The 18982-nt window shown below is 42.3% G+C and carries 24 protein-coding genes and 1 tRNA gene; 12 read left to right on the plus strand and 13 right to left on the minus strand.

The window, feature by feature from the left end; all coding sequences use genetic code 11:
• Positions 1–25: 25 nt before the first annotated feature.
• The 12 genes from PHV44_00115 (at position 26) to PHV44_00170 (ending at position 10430) form a co-directional block, all read left to right on the plus strand.
• Positions 26–102 (plus strand) — tRNA-Arg (locus tag PHV44_00115).
• Between the two features lie 65 nt (positions 103–167).
• Positions 168–821, plus strand: coding sequence for a histidinol phosphate phosphatase domain-containing protein (locus PHV44_00120; protein MDD5591686.1), 654 nt, complete (start codon positions 168–170; stop codon positions 819–821).
• Positions 818–1288, plus strand: a complete 471-nt coding sequence (locus tag PHV44_00125; protein ID MDD5591687.1) for a hypothetical protein — start codon at positions 818–820, stop codon at positions 1286–1288. Before PHV44_00120 ends, PHV44_00125 begins: the two co-directional genes overlap by 4 nt.
• Before the next feature lie 85 nt (positions 1289–1373).
• On the plus strand, positions 1374–3338 hold the full coding sequence (locus PHV44_00130) for a tetratricopeptide repeat protein (GenBank protein ID MDD5591688.1): 1965 nt from the start codon (positions 1374–1376) through the stop codon (positions 3336–3338).
• Between the two features lie 333 nt (positions 3339–3671).
• The gene (locus PHV44_00135; GenBank protein ID MDD5591689.1) at positions 3672–5246 is read left to right on the plus strand and encodes an alginate export family protein; all 1575 of its coding nucleotides are present in this window, start codon (positions 3672–3674) and stop codon (positions 5244–5246) included.
• 98 nt (positions 5247–5344) lie between these two features.
• The gene (locus PHV44_00140) at positions 5345–6895 is read left to right on the plus strand and encodes a glycoside hydrolase family 57 protein (protein ID MDD5591690.1); all 1551 of its coding nucleotides are present in this window, start codon (positions 5345–5347) and stop codon (positions 6893–6895) included.
• Positions 6896–7365: 470 nt separating this feature from the next.
• Complete coding sequence (locus tag PHV44_00145) at positions 7366–7923, plus strand: hypothetical protein (GenBank protein MDD5591691.1); 558 nt, start codon at positions 7366–7368, stop codon at positions 7921–7923.
• Between the two features lie 19 nt (positions 7924–7942).
• Positions 7943–9037: an AAA family ATPase gene (locus tag PHV44_00150; protein ID MDD5591692.1), complete on the plus strand. Its 1095-nt coding sequence runs from the start codon at positions 7943–7945 to the stop codon at positions 9035–9037.
• A gap of 33 nt (positions 9038–9070) precedes the next feature.
• Entirely contained in the window at positions 9071–9466 is a 396-nt protein-coding gene (locus tag PHV44_00155) for a hypothetical protein (protein ID MDD5591693.1), read from the plus strand.
• Between the two features lie 107 nt (positions 9467–9573).
• A complete protein-coding gene (locus PHV44_00160) occupies positions 9574–9756 on the plus strand; it encodes an SAP domain-containing protein (protein MDD5591694.1) in 183 nt (60 codons plus the stop codon).
• 22 nt (positions 9757–9778) lie between these two features.
• Entirely contained in the window at positions 9779–9967 is a 189-nt protein-coding gene (locus PHV44_00165) for a hypothetical protein (protein MDD5591695.1), read from the plus strand.
• Positions 9968–10121: 154 nt separating this feature from the next.
• Positions 10122–10430, plus strand: coding sequence for a DUF134 domain-containing protein (locus PHV44_00170; GenBank protein MDD5591696.1), 309 nt, complete (start codon positions 10122–10124; stop codon positions 10428–10430).
• Positions 10431–10694: 264 nt separating this feature from the next.
• Here PHV44_00170 and PHV44_00175 read toward each other — a convergent pair whose 3' ends face one another.
• The 13 genes from PHV44_00175 to PHV44_00235 form a co-directional block, all read right to left on the minus strand.
• Complete coding sequence (locus tag PHV44_00175; GenBank protein MDD5591697.1) at positions 10695–11543, minus strand: radical SAM protein; 849 nt, start codon at positions 11541–11543, stop codon at positions 10695–10697.
• 206 nt (positions 11544–11749) lie between these two features.
• Complete coding sequence (locus PHV44_00180) at positions 11750–12436, minus strand: hypothetical protein (protein MDD5591698.1); 687 nt, start codon at positions 12434–12436, stop codon at positions 11750–11752.
• Positions 12437–12571: 135 nt separating this feature from the next.
• Positions 12572–13318 (minus strand): hypothetical protein, encoded by a 747-nt coding sequence (locus PHV44_00185; GenBank protein MDD5591699.1) that lies wholly within the window; start codon positions 13316–13318, stop codon positions 12572–12574.
• A 186-nt stretch (positions 13319–13504) separates the two neighbouring features.
• Positions 13505–14251 (minus strand): class I SAM-dependent methyltransferase, encoded by a 747-nt coding sequence (locus PHV44_00190; GenBank protein ID MDD5591700.1) that lies wholly within the window; start codon positions 14249–14251, stop codon positions 13505–13507.
• Between the two features lie 8 nt (positions 14252–14259).
• The gene (locus PHV44_00195; protein ID MDD5591701.1) at positions 14260–14496 is read right to left on the minus strand and encodes a CopG family antitoxin; all 237 of its coding nucleotides are present in this window, start codon (positions 14494–14496) and stop codon (positions 14260–14262) included.
• Positions 14465–14806, minus strand: a complete 342-nt coding sequence (locus PHV44_00200) for a toxin (protein ID MDD5591702.1) — start codon at positions 14804–14806, stop codon at positions 14465–14467. The genes PHV44_00195 and PHV44_00200 overlap by 32 nt, the downstream gene beginning before the upstream one ends.
• A gap of 346 nt (positions 14807–15152) precedes the next feature.
• Complete coding sequence (locus PHV44_00205; protein MDD5591703.1) at positions 15153–15320, minus strand: DNA-directed RNA polymerase; 168 nt, start codon at positions 15318–15320, stop codon at positions 15153–15155.
• Positions 15321–15329: 9 nt separating this feature from the next.
• Positions 15330–15485, minus strand: a complete 156-nt coding sequence (locus PHV44_00210) for a hypothetical protein (protein ID MDD5591704.1) — start codon at positions 15483–15485, stop codon at positions 15330–15332.
• Positions 15486–15541: 56 nt separating this feature from the next.
• Positions 15542–17029: a radical SAM protein gene (locus PHV44_00215; GenBank protein MDD5591705.1), complete on the minus strand. Its 1488-nt coding sequence runs from the start codon at positions 17027–17029 to the stop codon at positions 15542–15544.
• Between the two features lie 33 nt (positions 17030–17062).
• On the minus strand, positions 17063–17482 hold the full coding sequence (locus PHV44_00220; GenBank protein MDD5591706.1) for a peptide chain release factor-like protein: 420 nt from the start codon (positions 17480–17482) through the stop codon (positions 17063–17065).
• A gap of 67 nt (positions 17483–17549) precedes the next feature.
• Positions 17550–18302 carry a DUF3108 domain-containing protein gene (locus tag PHV44_00225; GenBank protein ID MDD5591707.1) on the minus strand — a complete coding sequence of 251 codons (753 nt, stop codon included), beginning with the start codon at positions 18300–18302 and terminating at the stop codon, positions 17550–17552.
• Positions 18286–18516, minus strand: a complete 231-nt coding sequence (locus PHV44_00230; protein MDD5591708.1) for an NIL domain-containing protein — start codon at positions 18514–18516, stop codon at positions 18286–18288. The genes PHV44_00225 and PHV44_00230 overlap by 17 nt, the downstream gene beginning before the upstream one ends.
• Entirely contained in the window at positions 18482–18982 is a 501-nt protein-coding gene (locus PHV44_00235; protein ID MDD5591709.1) for a DUF2062 domain-containing protein, read from the minus strand. The genes PHV44_00230 and PHV44_00235 overlap by 35 nt, the downstream gene beginning before the upstream one ends.

Below are 18982 nucleotides of genomic sequence, written 5' to 3' on the forward strand. Positions count from 1 at the left end.
GACTAACAACTAACGACTAAACTATGCCCCTGTAGCTCATAAGGATAGAGCAGCAGTTTCCTAAACTGCGCGTGGCAGGTTCGATTCCTGCCAGGGGCACCAAAAAAGGGACTGTCCCCGTAGATAGCTAATTCAAAGGATACCAAGGGGACTGTCCCTAAAGAAATATGTACAATCTGCATTGCCATTCATTATTAAGCGATGGGGCCCTGCTTCCTTCAGAGGTAGCGGTGCGCTATTTATCCGCAGGGTATAAGGTAATTGCCATTACTGACCACGCTGATTACAGCAATATAGATTTTGTGATTGATTCAATCTTGAGATTTATTCAGCGTTGGCCGCGGGATTCTCAATTAAAAATCCTGCCCGGCGTAGAACTGACTCACATCCCGCCAATACAATTTAAACCCTTGGCCAAATATGCCAGGAGTAAAGGTGTAAAAGTTATTGTCGGCCACGGCGAGACCCTGGTTGAGCCGGTGATTAAAGGGACCAACCGCGCTGCCTTAGAAGCGGATATTGATATTCTGGCTCATCCGGGTTTAATTGCCGACGCAGAAGTAAAACTCGCCAAGAAAAAAGGCATATTTCTGGAGATAACCAGCCGTAAGGGCCACCGCGATACTAACCCGCATGTAGTAGAACAGGCCTTAAAAGCAGGGGCAAGATTAATTTTGGATACGGACAGCCACCTGCCGGAAGATATTATTTCCGCAGAGCAATTGATAAAAGTCGGCCGGTATGCCGGCTTAAGCCGGAAAGAGATAGAGCATATTTATCAGGATGTAAAAGGCTTTTTAAAAGGAAAGGGGGTAAAGTGAAAAATAAAATAACTAGCATGTTCGTTATTGCGTTATTGGGTTATAGCGTTATAGCGTTAGTGGGTTGTGCCGGGCTTTCCAAGAAAGATAATGTACCAAAAGACGAGGCTTTATTAGAACCCCAGGCAGCATTAAAATTCAGCGATCTCCCTGCTCCCGTAGGTTTTAGGTTATCGCCCCAGGACTCTTATTCTTTTGAGAGCGGCGGCATACGCGTGGCCATATTGAAATACCACGGCAAGGCAGACGTAGAGCAAGTGGTGAATTTCTACAAGGACCAGATGCCGCTTTATAACTGGAACCTGCTGAATACCATAGAGTACGGCGAGCGGCTCCTGAATTTTGAACGGGAGGCAGAAAGCTGCATTATCCGTATATTAGCCAAAGGCAATAATATTACGGTGACCATCGCCTTAGGCCCGAAATCCGAAGCTAAACCCAAAAAATCCGAGAGGCCCGTAAAATAAGCAAGGTACGTAAAAGAGGGAAGTTTTTTGCCTATCCATAATGCCCGCCAAAAAGATTACCGCATTTCTCCATGTTATTTTAATAATGGCTCTTGGTCTTACTATCTATAGCAATTCCTTATCCAAGAAGTTCATTTGGGATGATGAATTTCTAGTAAAAGATAACACTTATATAAGGAATTTGGTAAATATCAAAGAAATTTTTACAAAAGATATAGGAGCGGGTGCGGAAAATATATATTATTCTTACCGTCCGGTCCAGACGCTGACATATATGCTGGATTATTCGTTATGGAAGTTAAACCTGAAAGGGTACCACTTTACTAATATCGTATTGCATATTTTGGCAGCACTGGCTTTTTACTGGCTCTGCAATACCCTTTTTGCGGATAAGGTTATATCTTTTATTGCCAGCAGCTTATTTGTAGCTTTCCCCCTTCATACCGAAGCAGTTTCTTATGTTTCAGGCAGGGCGGATTCTTTGGCCGCTTTATTTCTGCTTTTGAGTTTTATCTTCTATATAAAATCTAATCCTAAGAATGCAACAGGCAGATACATTATTGTTTTATTAGCCTACATATTAGCTATTTTATCCAAGGAATACGCCTTGATATTGCCGCTAATGCTTGTTTCCTATCACTATGTTTTTAGAACAGAGTATAAATTCAAGAGATTTTTGCCAATTTTGGCCGTTACTTTTCTCTATATCTTAATACGCTTAACGGTCCTTAGCGCTTTAATGCCCCCTAAGGCGCTGATCTTAACCAGCCTATGGCAGAGGTTACCCGGCGTTTTTGTAGCCCTGGCCAATTATATTAGGTTCCTTTTTCTGCCTTTCAACCTGCATATGGAATACGGCAATACGGTGTTTAGCCCTATGCATCCAAAGGCAATATTGGGGGCTGCGATTTTTATTTTTTTTATGGCGTTAGCTTTTTTAAAGAGAAGGAATAACGCCTTGATATCTTTTTCTATATTTTGGTTTTTTATCTTTTTATTTCCCCAGTCCAATATTTTCCCTGTCAATGCCTATATGTCCGAACACTGGCTATACCTGGCCTCAGCAGGCTTTTTTCTCGTTTTGGCATACGGGCTAGCATGTTTATATAGAACAAAGGGGTTAAAAAGTTTCACAATATTCCTCTTGATATCCGTATTGCTCTTCTATTCGTTTCTTACTGTCCGGCAGAATAGTTACTGGAGGGACCCCGTTATTTTTTATGAACGGACCTTAAAGTATGCCCCGCATAGCGCCAGGGCTCTTTATAATCTCGGTAATGCCTTGCGCGATATCGGTAAATATAGAGAAGCTATGGCCTCGTATGATAGCGCTATAAAAAATAATCCAAACCATATCGGCGCATATAATAATCTTGGCGCCCTCTATTCAGATATCGGCAACCCCGAAGAAGCCGTATCCTTATACAAAAAAGCGATAGAAATTGACCCTGGCCATGCCAAGGCATACAATAATCTTGCTAACGTTTATAAGGAAACCGGCAGGACAGACGAAGCCATAATTCTTTATAAGAAGGCAATTGAAATTAAACCCGACTACGCCGATGCTTATTATAACTTAGGTAGCGCCTATGCGGCTATGGGTAGGCCCAGGGAGGCAATCCCCGCTTATCAGAAAACGATAGAAATTAACCCGGGCTATCTCTTGGCGTATACTGGCTTGGGCGATGTTTATTACGAAGCAGGCAATCTCAAAGAAGCATTAACCTTATACACGCAAGCAATAAAACTTAAACCCGATTATGCCGAGGCCTATAACCGTTTGGGCATTCTGTTATATACGGCAATGGAAAAGAAAGAGGAGGCGATTGCCGCCTTTAAAAAAGCCATAGAGACTAACCCCTGCCTTGCGGACGCGCATAATAACCTGGCCGTGGCATATTATTACTATAAAAAGCAATATGGCCTGGCAGCCAAGCATTGCGATCAGGCAGCCGAGCTTGGCTATAAGGTTAATCCTGATTTTTTAAAGCAGCTACAACCTTATAGAAAATCGCCTAAGCCTAAGAAATCCGAAAAGCCGGTTAAGTAAGTAAAAGCATCTTTAACGGGTGGCTTGGGTGTTTTAGAGCCGCGGCGTGCGGCGAAAAAATACCCAAGACAGGACCCGTTAAAGCCCCGCCTTAGCTTACCTAACCGCTACAAAAAACACTTGACAAATAAGGGGTTATGTGGTAAAAAAAGGATAAATTAGGTTATACCATTGGATATGACTTTAATTCCAGGCGCAAAGGAGGTGAAGCCCAAAAAAGGCCTAAAGTCAGGGAAAATCCAGTGATATACATATATAGAAATTCTCTAGGAAACACATTAAAAACCTAGTTCAATAAATATATTTTAAATTCCTTAAAGGAGGATAAACAAAATGAGTAAACGCTTAATCTTGATTCTGGCTCTCGCGTTTGTAGTCGGCATCACTTTTGCCGCATACGCCGAAGTCCAGAATGTGAAAGTAAGCGGTGACATTACCGTTTCAGCAGTTGGCCGTGATAACTATGATTTAGCCAAATCTCTATCTGGAAATGCGATAATTAATTCTAATTTCGAGGATAAGGATAGAGACATTCTCTCTATTACCAGAGTGCGCGTGGATGCTGATTTAACGGATAATGTTTCTGCTACAGTAAGATTACTGAATGAAAGACCGTGGAATGGTGAAAGCAGATCTGAAGGCCAAGCCAACAGGAACATCGGCTTGACTGCTTCAAACACTGCTGCTGAAGCCAATGAAATAGACCTGGATTTAGCCTATGTTACCTTAAAAGAGTTCCTTTATTCGCCTCTTTCCTTGTCCATCGGCCGTCAGGAACTCCATTTTGGCAATGACCTGATTGTGGGTGACCCGGATACCAATGGTTATTCTCTTCGCACTGCCCTATCCGAAGGCGATTTAAGCGCCCGCAAATCTTTTGATGCCCTGCGCGCTACCTTAGATTATAATCCGATAGTAGTGGATTTAGTCTATGCCAGGACAGAAGCAGGCGCGGCTAATCTGCACGCTAATACTGACCTTGCCGGTATCAATGCCAGCTATGCCTTGAACAACAATACAACCATTGAGGGTTTTTTCTTCTCTAAAATGAAGGGAAGCAATACCCCGGCAGTCTATAACGTTGATGCAGCTGACAACACTGGTTGGACCGGAGCTGCCGTTGGCGCAGGCCTTGACAACCAAAATTATAAGGATAGGTCAGATATAGTCAATACCCTTGGCGTGCGCGCAGTGGATAAGACTGTAAAGAACCTTACCCTTGATGGTCAGATAGCCTGGCAGTTTGGTAGGTACAATCCCAAGTTTGACCCCAATGCCAGATACGATGCTGCTAGCTTTGTGAAGGCACAAACTGTTAGCCGTAATGCCTGGGCTGCCCAGTTAATGGGAAGCTATGATTTGAAAGATATAGCTATGCTTTCCAAATATAGCCCCAGCATCAGCGCTTCTTACACCTATCTTTCCGGTGCAGACAGAGATCAGACTACTAAGAGATCGTATAAAGGTTGGGATCCCATGTTTGAAAACCAGACTATCGGTCAAGTCATGAATGGTATTTTTGCCGATACTAACATGCATAAGGCGGGCTTATCTGCTAAGGCCAAGCTCACTGATGATATCGGAGCAAAACTTGATTATGTAGGCGCCTGGTTTGCCAAGAGTTATCCCGGTGGTGATAATCACAGGAAAGCTATCTTGTCCGGTTATGCTGCTGCTAGCGGAACTGCAGGTGACAGCGGTAGGCAGTTCTATTTGTTGGATGGCAACTATATCGGCTCAGAAGTAGACGCCACCTTAACCTATGATTATACCGAAGACGTGCAATTCTCTCTCTTAGGTGGTGTTTTCTTTGTCGGTAAGAATATCCGTGATGCTGACCATATCGCTACCAAAGATAATAAAGCTAATGCTGCCGAGTTAATCGGTTCAATGAAGGTTACCTTCTAAGACAACTTATGTAGAAATAAAAAAGCCCTTGGGGGCATAGTTCCTCCAGGGGCTTTTTTATTGTACCTAAGACCTAACACCAAACACCTAATACCAACATGCTCTATTTAGCCTTCATCTTCCACATGCACCAACCCTATTATAAAAACCTCCTTACCCAGGAGACAGACCTACCCTGGGTGCGCCTACACGGCACCAAGGATTATCTGGATATGGTCAAGATTCTGGAGCAATATCCGCTCATCCATCAGACCTTTAACCTGGTGCCGTCTTTGGGTGAGCAGATAGAAGATTATGCCAACAAGAACATAAAAGATAAGTTTTTAGAACTTTCTTATAGGCCCGCGGCAAAATTGACCTCCGAAGAAAAGAAATTTATTTTAGAGAAATTTTTTATGATTAATAAGGAACACGTGGTTTCTGTTCATCCGCGCTATTACCAGCTCTACCTGCAGAAAGAGGGGGGGAGGGAGTTTAGCCAGCAGGATTATCTGGATTTACAGGTCTGGTTTAATTTAGCCTGGATCGATCCTTATTTTAGGCAGAACTTTCCGGAATTAAAAAATATCGTCTCTAAAGGCAGGTTCTTTAGCGAAGAAGAAAAACAGGTGGTTTTAGAAAAACAAATAGAGATATTAGCGGATATCCTGCCAACCTATAAAGAATTTATGGCCAAAGGCCAGATTGAGGTTACGCTAAACCCTTATTACCATCCCATATTGCCTTTACTTTATAATACTAAAATCGGCAAGGAGGCAAATTGCCGCACCAGCCTGCCGCATTTGAATTTTGCTTATCCTGATGACGCCCGCGCGCAAATAGATGAGGCAGTGAAGTTTTACCAAGAGAGATTCGGGATTCCGCCGCAGGGCATGTGGCCGTCTGAAGAAGCGGTAAGCGAACACATCTTGCCGCTTATCATTCAGGCAGGCATAAAATGGATAGTTACCGACGAGGGGCTATTATTCAAGTCCCTGAAGAAAAAAAAACGGGGCACCCGGCTTTTATACCAGCCGCATTTTATAAAAAGAAAAGACGGCAATCTAAATATTATTTTCCGTGACCGTAATCTTTCGGATTTAATCGGGTTTGTTTATTACCGTTTAAAGACCGAAGATGCGGTTTCCGACCTCATGCAACACTTGCAAAATATTGCCGGCGCTTTTAAGGATGAAGATATTTTGGTAACTATAGCGATGGATGGTGAGAATGCCTGGGAGTATTATCCCAACGACGGGCATGATTTCTTAGGCCTTCTTTATCAAAGATTATCCGAATCTAAAATTATCAAGACAGTTACTATCGCCGAATATTTAAAGACGCACACGGCGAATTTAGAAATCAAGCGTTTAGCCAGCGGTTCGTGGATATTTTCCGATTTTGGCAAGTGGATCGGTAATCCTTCCAAGAATAGGGCCTGGGAGTATCTGGCTAAGGCAAGAAAAGAACTGGAGGATTCTAAATCTCAGATCCCGGATTCCAAGCTAGAATTAGCGTATAAGCAGATGTATATTGCCGAGGGTAGCGACTGGTTTTGGTGGTATGGCGAGGACCAGGCTGATTTTGACCGGCTCTTTCGCATGCACCTGCGCAACTTTTATAATATCATCGACAAACCCATCCCCGAATACTTAAACTCGCCGATATAATTTAACTCGATTTCCGTCTTTCGCTTCCGCGTGCTGAAAATCTTTGCCGTGCACTACGGTTTACTCGTTGCTTCCGCCAGTTGACTTACGCAAGGCAGGCAGCACTCCAGCAACTCGTAAATCCTTGTGCACTCCTGCCAAAGATTTTCTTATGCACGCTTCAGCAAAAGCCGGAAATCTTATGTACCGCGTAAATTGTAAATTAATCTTACGGTTTAGTGGGTGGCAAGGCTGTTTTCGAACAGCATGTAGTTTGTGCGAACGGCCAGGGTTCACCCGCTAACTAGAGATATCGGTGAGAGTGAGCACAAACTCCAAGCGAGAAATTCCTCGGTGGGGAATTTCGAGCGGTGCTGTGAGAAAATAGCCTTGACAGGACCCACTACTTCGGAAGTAAGAATAATTTACAGCGTTATAGCTTAAAACTATTGACAGACAAGGGGTTTTGTGTTATAAAAAAAGACTTAGAGATGAAGAAAAAAGACATTTACGAACACCTGGCGCATATCTACTTGGATGCCTCTTCAAAGAAACGAAGAAGTATACACACCCATCCCCAATTTTTCCCAAGAATATTCCTGGCGAGTTTTATCATAATCGGCGTAGGTTTTCTCTTTGCCTATATAAACCGTAACCGCAACCTTAAATCCGATACGGCGCTTGTGCTTTGTTTTGACCCTGTGAAGGTGAACTTTCATTTTGATCCCGCTAAAAAAGAAATATATTCCATCAATTTAAATAAGCTGAACCTGGCGAAATTCAAGACACTGGCGTTCGCCGTCAAAAGGACCGATTACCGCGATAACCTTTCGTTACGGATAGAGCTTACTAATATATTCCGGGAAAAATCCGAGCTGTATATAAAAAATATACCGCATAGATGGCAGGATTATAAGATTAACTTATCCGAATTTAAAAATATAAGCGCTTGGTCTGAAATGGTGAATCTTTCTTTTATTGTTGAAGAATGGAACGCAAAAGGAAAAAAGGGAATAGTTTATCTGGATAATATAAGGTTTCTACGCTAAGAAAAAGGAGGCAAGGCCTATGCGGATTATCTCTATCACTAACCAGAAGGGCGGCTGCGGAAAGACTACCACAGCCATAAATTTAGCGGCATCTTTGGCCAGTAACAATAGAAGGGTTTTGTTGGTAGATTTAGACCCGCAGGCGCATGCGACTTCAGGTTTAAACATCAAAACAAGCTTGACTATTTACAATGTCCTCTCCAAATTGACTAATAAAAAAGCAGGGCTGAAAGATATCATCCAGGCCGTAGGGGTTAATTTTGATATCGCCCCATCGGGCATTGTCTTAAGCACCTTAGAGCAGGAATTAGCCGGTGAAATCGGCAGGGAATCCAGGCTCTGGGAGGTCTTGACTAATTTCAAGGGTAATTACGATTATATTTTAATTGACTGTCCTCCGAACCTGGGGATTCTGACTATAAATGCCATCCGGGCTACCCACGAAATCATCATCCCTGTTGAGGCGAGCAGGTTTTCCTTAGAGGGCCTAAGCCAGCTCAGTGATATTATGAATCTGGTGAAAGAGCGCCTTAATCATAGCGTGGACTTTAAGATCCTGGTTACTAACTTTGATTCGCGCCTGAGGCATTCTTTTAAGATGCTGGATAAAATAAAATCCACTTTCAAGGATAAGCTTTTTAGCAATATCATCCACGTCAATGTAAAACTTAAGGAAGCGCAGAATGAGGGTACTCATATCATCAATTACGATAAGTATTGCCGCGGGACAAAAGATTATTTCAGCCTTTCGCGGGAGATCATTACCCAGGAAACAACACCTTTAAATCCGAAACCCCAGGTGAATCTAAAAGAAAGGATGAAGGAAGTTTTGAAGGAACAGATGCCCAAGTTTACCGAGATCGTTTTCTCCGTGTTCGCCCCTGAGGCCAAAGAGGTCTATGTGGCTGGAGATTTTAATAACTGGAAAATGGACGAGAATAGCCGTATGGTTAATCGCGAGGGCACCTGGAGCAGAAAAATATTCCTTAATTCCGGCCGTTATCATTACCGTTTTGTTATAGACGGCAAGTGGGTTGAGGATTTCAATAACCCTACACGGGAAACGAATCCGTACGGGGAGTTAAATTCCCTTTTAGAGATAAAGTCCTGGTAAGGCAGGAAAAGCGTATAAAAAGGGGGTGTAAAAATGGCGAAGAAGAAGAAAAAGAAAGCAACGGTGAAAGGAAAAGTTACGAAGAAAAAGGTACTGAAAAGAAAGCCTGCAAAGAAAAGGATTCTTAAAAAGAAGGCCTCTAAGAAAAAATCCGTTTCAAAAGTAAAAGCGGTTAAGAAGCTGAAAGAGAATGTTATCGGAGAAATAACGCATTATTTTCCTCATGTCAGGGCAGCGGTAATAAAACTAAAGGCGCCTTTAGCAACAGGCGATGCCATTAAAATTAAAGGCCATACTACCGATTTACAGCAGGTAGTTACTTCTATGCAGATTGACCATGTAGTAGTAAGTGATGCCAAAAAGGGCCAGGAGATCGGCCTTTTAGTGGAATCCCGCGTCAGGCAGCACGATGTAGTCTATAAACTATAAAGCGGAAATGGTATCAAAGTATCAATGTATCATAGTATCAAGGTTTTTTCTTTGACACCTGACACTTTGATACAGACGTAATAATACAAGGAGGAGGGAGGGGGGTCATGCGGCTTATAGAAATTGAAAAGAAGGCCAGGGGCCTGGGGGTAAAGGATACCTGGAAATATTCCAAGAAAGATTTGATTAAGACAATTCAGCGTAAGGAAGGCAATTTTGACTGTTTCGCTACGGCTAAGCGTGGTTGCGATCAATTAGCCTGCTGTTGGAGAGCCGATTGCTTAAAGTAAGAAAGGGTTAAAAAGAAAGCCCATGGCTAAATATAAGTGTCAGATTTGCGACAGGGAGATTGATGATTTCGCCAGCCTCGCGCATATAAAGGCAGAAGAATATCTCTTGGCTTTGATCCAGCGTGACCATCCTGAATGGAAAGAACGCGGCAAGACCTGCCATAGATGCGTAGAGTATTATCGTAAACTGGTAAAAGAAACCGAAATTTAAAACCCTCTTTTTTTATTTTCCAGAGGTTATCTATACGCCCTATTATAATGACTTTTTAGCGATCATCGCTAGAGTTATTTTTTTATTAGCTATTTATGGTTATGTACTCATAATAAATAGGGCGTTAAAAGTAGGTAAAATCAGGTAAATAAGCATGAAGAGGCGCGGAAGGCCTAAGAAATACAGGATAGTGCGGGTTGACCCCAGAATAAACCAGTTTAGCCCAAGGGGCAGGCCAGGCCGGCCGGATGAGGTAGATTTAACTATGGATGAATTTGAGGCAGTGCGCCTGGCGGATTACCTGGGTTTAAGCCAGAAAGAGGCAGCTAAATCCATGCATATCTCCCAGCAGACCTTTAGCCGTATCCTGAAAAGGGCGCGCAAGTCCTTAGCCAGCGGCCTGATAGGCGGCAAAATTATCAAGATCCAGGGAGGAACCTACATTATTAGTTCAGCCAAATAATCCCTACCAAAACCGCACCAGGTGCAAATCTAATCGGGCACCTGGTGCGAATTCAAGATTGTACCTGTCCCAAGATTATTCTTACAAACAAGATAAAAAGAGCTATATTGCTAACTTCCTATAATATATCTTATGTTAACTTGAGCATATTGAGAGAATTGATTTAACATATTGGAGCGTAAAGAGTTACAAATTTTGGGATTTTCCTGTGGATAAGCCAGATTTGATTTACTTGGGCTTACTTATCTCTTTTATCTTTGACATTTAAAAACAAAACGTGAGCTTATTTGACAGGCCAGATTGGCGGGCGTATTCAACGGTTTTTTCCTTGAGCTGGCGGGAATATTCGGCATATTTGGCAAGATTAAAATAAAACCTCCCTCCTAATCCCCTCTTTAGGCTATTTAGGACACCCCAACGTGGATTGAGCTTATCTACGTAGACTTGGCTTAAATTTAAGCCCTCTAGGGCCCTAAAAAGGCCTTCCAGATTGGCTCTGGTATCGCTAAATTCCGGGATTAGCGGCCCTAAAAATACCCAGGTTTTTATACCTTTACTCTGGGCTTTTTTGAGGGTATTTAGGCGCTCCCGGGTTTCTGAAGCATAAGGTTCTAAGGCTTTTTGTAGGCCTAGATTCAGTGTGGTCATGGTCATGCCTAAACTAGGGGTTTTATAGTTGCTTAAAATATCAAAATCGCGCTCAATCAAGCTGCTCTTAGTCAGGATAGAAACCTCAAAACCGGCTTCCAAAAGTAGCTTAAGGCATGCCCGGGAGAGTTTATATTTTGCCTCCAGCGGCTGCCAGCCATCACAGATAGAGCTCATAAACACCTCGATTTTATCCGGTGCTTTCCGAGGCGTCCTGAGCGTAGCGAAGGAAACCTCTTTCGGAGGCCTGATTTTTCGTAGTTGTTTAGCCAAAACTTCGGGCGCGTTTACCTTAACATCCACAAAATCGCCCCAGTCTTCAGGCCTATCCTTGAACTTTTTCATATATCGGGCATAGCAATACAGGCATCTGTGGCTACAGCCTACGTAGCAGTTCAGGGTAAAATCGCTTAGGTTGGACTTATTCAGGAGGGTTTTGCAGGTAATTTCGCGGATTTTGAGCATAAAAAGAGAAACTTATGGAGACCTTTTACCTTAATAGTAAATAATAAAAAGCCCGCACTCTCCTTAAGTACGGGCTTTGATTTTTCTTTTGCTGGCGCAAGGCAGGGACCGTAAAACCTAATTTCGCCAGCTAAATTAGGTGCTAAGCCCTCCTGCGTCTCAACTCTAACTAAAGTTTATCACAAATAAAGCTCTTGTCAAGAAATTTAAGTAACCGCTTTACGGAAACACGGAATTCTCCACGACTCGAGTTTACTTAAAAATTGATTATATCTATCAACCGAAAATGCTGTTAAGAATCCTAGCGAGCCGTCTTTCCTCTTAATAATAATTACGAGGAAAAAGGTTCGATAATACGCCTCTGTTATATGTACTGGATATTCAAAGTGAGACACGTATAAATATTTTACGCTATTACGTTCCTGTTTTTCATAAATTTCTCTACTATTTTCAAGAGTATAATGAATCCAGGGAAGACGTTTTGCTCGTGGTTCAAGAAAATTATCTGGTTTCATCTCGTGGCCATCATATAAAAAATCCATCCCCAGCTCATCAATAGTTATTTCTTCACCTAAAGAATCTTTGACCTTACCCATCACTTTTTTATCATAGTAATCGAGCGCTTCCTTTTCTTCAATCTTTCTTCCAAAATTTTCTAACAAGTTGCCCTGCGCTATTATTAAATTATCTTTCTGGTGATGATAGTATATCAAATTTAGACATTGGGCTATTTCTTTATGTTTAAGCTGTAGTTTATTTCTATGCTTCTGCTTATAATAAAACATCTTTATCGCATCATAAAATACATCTAAGGTTACATCTCTATTGTAGGTAGAAAGTAACCGGCTATTCTCCATAATTCTTAGTAACTTTTTTTCTTTAAGATTACTCATGGGTTTTTGCCTTTTTACTATAATAGACGTAATAAATGGCAAAATCTAACAGAGATTTTTTAGATTTCTTCAGGGATAGTCATCGGGAATGAAAAATAGAGTCGGATTTATTTTTCAAAAATAATTCTGAACTTATTAACCCATTAATTGTTTTTTACTAATCTTCTTTATTAGAAGAGGCCTCTCTTTTTTTATTCTGATAATCTGGAGCTCCCCATACGTCCCGCTAGAACTCGTTGCTATCTGTGAATCGCCACCCGTAGAGCCTAAAGCTAATAAATCTCTAACCGCTGGCTCCATAGAATTATTCCGTTGCACAATAGACTTTAGTTTTGTAATGGGCTCATCAAAAGAATTGCGGATTTCAGAACATATATCTTTCAACCCATTATTATATCTTATTATTTTCTCCCCAGCATTATTAATAAGCAATTCGTGGATGAAATGTACTATAACTTTGCAGCTTTCTAAGCGTGAATATAAATTTATTATTTTTATTGCAAGCTCTTTATCATAACCACAAGCAATGGTAAAATAATTTTCATAAGCTATTAATTGCGGTGGATTCCAAACCCAACTATATATAAATGTATTTTTATCTATTTTCCCTTTATGACCACCTACAGCATAATCATGAATGAATTGGTGAACCCAATTCTTATTTTGTTCCAATTCATAAATCAGAGACTCAACTCCAATAAGCCTTTTGTCTTCTTCTATTTTTCTTATTTGTTTTATTTGTTTTTGCGCAAGTTGCCACATTACTATGATTGTAATTAATCCAACAGCGATTCCAATTATCATAATAAGCGAGCCCATCCAAGGTTTTGTAAGTAATAGAACAAATTGTTTAGAGATTTCTACGGCCTGTGCCACATTCATTTTATTGCACTCCTCCCCTACTCAAGAAAAAAGGCAACCCCCCTTCTATCTTGGAGAGTTGCCTTTAATTATTAGTTGCTTTTGGGTCCATTTTAGCCAAGTCTACGTTTAGGGACAGACACCTTGGTTTCTAATATACACCTTAGGGTCAGTCCCTTCATTATTCTACGCCTAATAGGAGCTTTGTCAATAGGGGCGGTTCTGCATAATATAGAAGCCGTAGCCGTAGTAGGCGCAGTATTTCTTGTACATTTCTATTTCTAGCTCTAAGGGGTCAAAGATGGCCTGGGTAGCCGGGTCGCCTCTATATTTAATCTTCTTCTCGGCAAGCACCTTCTCTAGCGGGGTATAGTAACCCGTCCACCAGGATTCATCCGGCAAGGGGAAATAATCGATGAGCTTATATCCTGCCGAATCAATGAGCGGATAGATATCTTTGTAATATTTAATATTCGGATCTACTTTGGCGAAGAAGTCCCTTACTTCCTGCGGCGCGTCTTGTTTAAACCAGACTAAATCACTTACCACTAAGTAGCCATTAGGCCGCAGGAATTTTTTCCAGTAGGCAAGCCCCTTGGCAAACCCCATGATAAAGACAGACCCCTCGGACCAGATTAAGTCAAAACTCGCCTCTTTAAAATCCATCGCGGCCATGTCGCCTACGACACATTTGATCCTGTCCGGATAGCCGGCTTGGCCAAGGTTGCGCTTAAGGGCTTCGATAAAGGGCGGATGGTTATCCAGGGCGGTAATGTTGCCGGAGGTTAACTTGGCCAGAACAAGAGTCTGTTTGCCCGCGCCGCAGCCTACATCCAGGATTTCGGGGTGCTTAGGCAATTCGCTAAGCTTTTGAAAGGCCTTTTGAGTGGAGAGCTCATCACCCGGCCCCTGCCTGGGCAAGGCCTCAAATATTTCGTAGAAAAGTTTGTCCATTGGGCGGTCTATGCGCTGGCCAGTTTATGCAGCATTTCGGAAATGAGGGTTTGGTATTTAACTCCTAATTCTCGCGCTTTTTGCTTGATATGCTTTAAATCATAGCTGTTCACGCGCATATTTAAGACGGTATCTTTCTTTTTGCGTTCAAGGGCTTCTACGATTGCGTCATATTCTTTCCCTGTTACGGGAACATATTCCTCTAGATGGTCTTCAATCCACTGCTCTTGTTTTGTTAGTTTCATTCTCCTCATTATTTCTCCTTTTTTGATAAATTTTCTTTACTTTCCGGCTAGGATAGATTGTTTTTAAAAATATGCCTTTGGTTTCAAATACAAACGGCACTGCCCAGGCATAGCCTTTATATTTATAAGCTAAAACCCATTGATTATTCCGGGATGGATGCTCATGGATGCCCAGAAATTTAGCGTGTATAATTTCTTCGAACGAAACTCCCCTTGTGCGCTTCACTCGTTTACTTTTTTCCGGATTCCATGATATTGTATATACAATTGTATTACTTTCCTGCGGTTTGTCAAGTTCTTTTTTATTCATGTCCTCCCCCCTTCTACTTATAATAGACGTAGAAAGGAGCGGAATCTAACAGGGACTTTTTAGGGGAGTAGGAAGATCGGGGTTGATTCTATCGCCTGTAATAAGCTAAGAATTGAGAAGTTCTCTCCCTTAAGGGGACTCGCCCAGAATACGCCCGGGTATCACGTTACCGAAAAAGGAGAGCTTTATTCCGATAAGTATAGCCACGCCGCCTCGGAGATACCCTGAAACGTACCTTTATCAAAAACGCCTGACCGGCCAAAAAACAATTTTAACCCCTTAGGGCATAAAAATAGCGCTGATCCTACTTCGGAATCAGCGCTATTTTTATCGTACCTCTCTTCTTTTAGCGGCCTTCGTTCTTACGCTTTGAATAACAATCCTTGCAGTATATCGGACGATCTTCTCTGGGTTTAAACGGGACTTCGCACTCTTTTTTGCACTCCGAACAAACAGCCTTGTGCATCTCCCGTGGCCCGCCAAATCCACCACCACCGCCTTCTCGATATGCCATGTTTCCTCCTTATTCTAAGGTGACCTGGTCATTGGAGGCCTGCCCAGAATCAGGCGCGGACTCCCTCACTTTTTTCTCCAATTTTCTTTGTCTCTTTTCCTCTGCCTTCTTTTTCCTGGCCTGTTCTTTCTGATACTTTTTATATGAATAATTTTCTCTAGCCACAGTATCCTCCCTGAATATAATTTTACGTCAAACCGCCGCTTTTTACAAGCTATTTATTATGAGGCAAAACACAACCCTTTAACTAATCCCGGCAAAAGCTCCTCATAAAGATAGGATTTAGAGTGTTTGCGGCAGAGGTACTTCAGAAACACAGGAGATTTTTTATTTAGGAATTCCGGGTAATCCGCAGGCCGCCTTTTAAAACGGCTCTCCCAGGCCACCCAGTCCTGTAGTATCGTAGAGATTTTTACCCCTGCCTTTGTCTTAAAAGTATAGAGTGTTTTCTGGAAGACCTGGCTGTCATAAAGCCGATCCATGGCATAAGACAACTTTTCGACATTCTTTACTTGCGTATCAGTCATAGCATTACTTTTATAGGCAGAATACGGAGCACTTTGATCATATTTAATACCAAAGCTTGCAGCCCTATCCCGTAATGTTGTTCCGGGAAGCATAGCCAGGCGGAAGATCGCCACTTTTGCCGGGCGCATCGAGTAAAGCCAGTCCAAAGATTTCATCAGGCTCTCGTAGCTCTGATGAGGGAGCGCATCAATAAGCTGTATCTCATAGTAAAGCTTAAATTTATTTAAGTAGCGGATACCCTTAATAAACTTTTCTTTATTAAATCTGCGGTTGATCGCTTTTAGGGTTTTGGGATTTGTACTCTGGATACCGATTTCTATATTATAGGCATTGGCCTCTGATAAAAGCCGGGCCATCTCTTTATCAACCAGCTCTGCCTTTAACTCCACGTGCAAGTTAGCCCCTTCGTTATATCTGATAAAAATCTTAAGGATCTTTTTTGCCCTTTGGGGGTTGGAATTAAAGGTAGGGTCCATCAGGTATACCTCGTGAGGCTTATGCGAGAGAATAAACTTTAACTCCTTCTCTACCCGGCTAAGAGAAAAATACCTCGCCACAGGAAAATTCTTATGATAATAGCAATAGTGGCAGCGGGAAGCGCATCCGCGCATGGTTTCCAAGGGCACATCTACAATATTTTTGTCTTTGAGGTCTACCAAGCGAGAGAGATACGGCGAAGGGATTCGGCCGACATTGCGTAAGAGCGGCCTATCCGGATTACGGATTATCTTTGTACCTTTACGAAATGAAATCCCTTTAATGCCGGATAGATTTGTGGTTATAGAGCGCCTCGCCTGGACGGCTAATTGCGCGAAGCTCTCCTCGCCCTCGCCCCTTACTACTGCATCAATCGCCTTTTCTTTAGCCAATATTTCTTCTGCGCGCGGGCTCACTTCCGGGCCGCCTAAAACAATCTTTATCCCTGAGTTTATCTCTTTTAAGCGGCGGCAGATATTTAAAATTTTATTGATGTTCCAGAGATAGCAGGAAAAACCGATCAGGCGGGGTTTGAGTTCAAGGATCTTTTTTATGATGGCGGGTATATGCTGGTTTTCGTTAAAAACCCGTATGGTTACGTCAGATGATGGCCTGATCCTTAGAAGATAACCCTTTAAATAATAAAGGGCCAGCTGAATGTCAGTGCCGTTTTCCAGGCAGATCGAAGAAAGTAATATTTTCATTAAGGCCACTTTGGCCTGTCTCTCCTTAGTTAATTAAAATTCGTCTATCTTGGGGCGGAAGGAACGCATCTCTTTCTTCTCGGCCCGTTCCCTCTTAAGCCGTAATATCTTTTCCTTTGCCCGTTTAGAGCGCCGGCGCTTCTGCTTTCTTATCTTGGCGATGCGCTTTCTTTCTTCTGATAGCTCACCTAGCCTAAGCGTCTCGATTTTATTAACTAGTATCCTTCTGGCCAGAAACCTATTCAAACCCTGATACCGCTCCTGTTGGCATTTTACCTCTATGCCGGTGGGTATATGCTTCAAATAAACGCAGGTGGATACCTTGTTGACGTTTTGGCCCCCCTTACCTCCTGAACGGATGAATTTCTCTTCTATGTCCTGCTCGCGGATGCCCAGTTTTTGCATCCTTTCGCTTAATGCCTTTTGCTTAGTTTCACTGATACTGGATTCCATTTTAATTCCTAATGTTAGGGACAGTCCCCTTGGTTTCTATCTAGTTCGATATATGCGGGGACAGTCCCTAGGGACTATACTCTTTCATGACCATGGAATAGCCCAGGGCGCCGCTGGTCTGGATTTTTAGGGGGATGCGGCGGCTATCTGCGCTAATCCAGATATCGATTTGCCTGGGGGTACTGCTAAAATGATATGCCTTAAAAGTGCCGGCAGGGACAGTTAGCTCTTCTTCGGAAACCAACTCTATTTCTAACCTCCGGGTAGGCAGGTTAGCAATAATTACTCTTCCCACATCCAAATTAGGGGTATGGCGTACATAATACGGCAGGAGCGCGGCATTATGGATAAGGTCGTCTTTTTTGATAATGAGCCGCTCCTGTTTTTTCATCCCTTTCTTCTTAATGATAGTAACCGTAAAGTTAGTTTGGTCATAGTGCTCGTTAATTTTTTCATGCGTAAATATGTTCATGATATCCCGCTCTACCTTTACCGGTAAGAGAGTTTGCGGGTCGCTATAAATTCTTTCCGTATCGCTAAAGTGGGTTAATTTAGTTTCCATGACCATGAGGTTTAAAATTCTGCCTTCTAAGGGGGCATTGCCGATATTGGAAAAACGCATCCGGCCTAAACGCACCTTGCCCAGCATGACATCATAGGTAATTTTTTCCCCGCTATATTTAGATTGTCCGATACGACGATTACCTGCGGATTTATCTTTGGCTTTTAGGGAGAGGATAGAACTAAAGGCCCCCAGGAGAAAAGCAGTAAAAAGGCATAAAAGCAGGGTATTTAAAAATTTCTTACGGGTTCTTTTCAATACTTTCTATTTCTATGTTCCAGTCTTTTAAATATTTAAAGGCCCTATCCAGTTCCGCTTCCTGGCCTTCAACAATCAATATTGCCCAGCCCGTATCAGTGGAGAATGATGCCTCCAGGATCTTTACAATAATATCGAATTGTTTGCAGAGATTACAAATGATGGGTTCGTCTTTTAACTCAAGAGGAAAAGTTAATTCGGCTTTTATTTTCATGTTTTACCTTTTTGATAATGGTTAGGGTTATTAAATAAGTCAGCGCCCCCAAACAAAATGCCACTATAAAATAACCTATTAGCAGCGACTGAATGATTTTCAGGGTAGATACCTGCAATAAATCTACGGCCCGGAAACTTTTTAGAAACTCTATTAAGTCCTTATGGGCCTTTTGCCAATCTAATCCCATTATACCCGAACCTATCTTGATTGACAAGATAAATGTGACAAAACTTAACCAGGTATTAGTCAGGAGGCTGCCTAATAAACTAGCCGCGCGGTTGACTTTGAATAATAAGGCCGCGCAGATAGCGGCAATAGGCCCTGTGCCGGGCAGTATCCCTAAAAAAACACCCAGGCCCAACCCCAGGGCTATCCTCTGCGGCGTATCATGTATGCGGAAGAGTTTTATATAAATAAATTTTAAGAAGCGCGAAATTCGGTTAACCCAACTCCTATCTTCCAT

The organism is Candidatus Omnitrophota bacterium, from assembly GCA_028717245.1.
Lineage (GTDB): Bacteria > Omnitrophota > Gorgyraeia > Gygaellales > Profunditerraquicolaceae > JAGUYA01.

Excerpts from the sequence above, each read along its gene's own strand:
- PHV44_00120 (MDD5591686.1), top strand. The coding sequence starts at position 168 with ATGTACAATCTGCATTGCCATTCATTATTAAGCGATGGGGCCCTGCTT.
- PHV44_00130 (MDD5591688.1), top strand. The coding sequence starts at position 1,374 with ATGGCTCTTGGTCTTACTATCTATAGCAATTCCTTATCCAAGAAGTTC.
- PHV44_00135 (MDD5591689.1), top strand. The coding sequence starts at position 3,672 with ATGAGTAAACGCTTAATCTTGATTCTGGCTCTCGCGTTTGTAGTCGGC.
- PHV44_00140 (MDD5591690.1), top strand. The coding sequence starts at position 5,345 with ATGCTCTATTTAGCCTTCATCTTCCACATGCACCAACCCTATTATAAA.
- PHV44_00145 (MDD5591691.1), top strand. The coding sequence starts at position 7,366 with ATGAAGAAAAAAGACATTTACGAACACCTGGCGCATATCTACTTGGAT.
- PHV44_00150 (MDD5591692.1), top strand. The coding sequence starts at position 7,943 with ATGCGGATTATCTCTATCACTAACCAGAAGGGCGGCTGCGGAAAGACT.
- PHV44_00155 (MDD5591693.1), top strand. The coding sequence starts at position 9,071 with ATGGCGAAGAAGAAGAAAAAGAAAGCAACGGTGAAAGGAAAAGTTACG.
- PHV44_00160 (MDD5591694.1), top strand. The coding sequence starts at position 9,574 with ATGCGGCTTATAGAAATTGAAAAGAAGGCCAGGGGCCTGGGGGTAAAG.
- PHV44_00165 (MDD5591695.1), top strand. The coding sequence starts at position 9,779 with ATGGCTAAATATAAGTGTCAGATTTGCGACAGGGAGATTGATGATTTC.
- PHV44_00170 (MDD5591696.1), top strand. The coding sequence starts at position 10,122 with ATGAAGAGGCGCGGAAGGCCTAAGAAATACAGGATAGTGCGGGTTGAC.
- PHV44_00175 (MDD5591697.1), bottom strand. The coding sequence starts at position 11,543 with ATGCTCAAAATCCGCGAAATTACCTGCAAAACCCTCCTGAATAAGTCC.
- PHV44_00180 (MDD5591698.1), bottom strand. The coding sequence starts at position 12,436 with ATGAGTAATCTTAAAGAAAAAAAGTTACTAAGAATTATGGAGAATAGC.
- PHV44_00185 (MDD5591699.1), bottom strand. The coding sequence starts at position 13,318 with ATGAATGTGGCACAGGCCGTAGAAATCTCTAAACAATTTGTTCTATTA.
- PHV44_00190 (MDD5591700.1), bottom strand. The coding sequence starts at position 14,251 with ATGGACAAACTTTTCTACGAAATATTTGAGGCCTTGCCCAGGCAGGGG.
- PHV44_00195 (MDD5591701.1), bottom strand. The coding sequence starts at position 14,496 with ATGAAACTAACAAAACAAGAGCAGTGGATTGAAGACCATCTAGAGGAA.
- PHV44_00200 (MDD5591702.1), bottom strand. The coding sequence starts at position 14,806 with ATGAATAAAAAAGAACTTGACAAACCGCAGGAAAGTAATACAATTGTA.
- PHV44_00205 (MDD5591703.1), bottom strand. The coding sequence starts at position 15,320 with ATGGCATATCGAGAAGGCGGTGGTGGTGGATTTGGCGGGCCACGGGAG.
- PHV44_00215 (MDD5591705.1), bottom strand. The coding sequence starts at position 17,029 with ATGAAAATATTACTTTCTTCGATCTGCCTGGAAAACGGCACTGACATT.
- PHV44_00220 (MDD5591706.1), bottom strand. The coding sequence starts at position 17,482 with ATGGAATCCAGTATCAGTGAAACTAAGCAAAAGGCATTAAGCGAAAGG.
- PHV44_00230 (MDD5591708.1), bottom strand. The coding sequence starts at position 18,516 with ATGAAAATAAAAGCCGAATTAACTTTTCCTCTTGAGTTAAAAGACGAA.
- PHV44_00235 (MDD5591709.1), bottom strand. The coding sequence starts at position 18,982 with ATGGAAGATAGGAGTTGGGTTAACCGAATTTCGCGCTTCTTAAAATTT.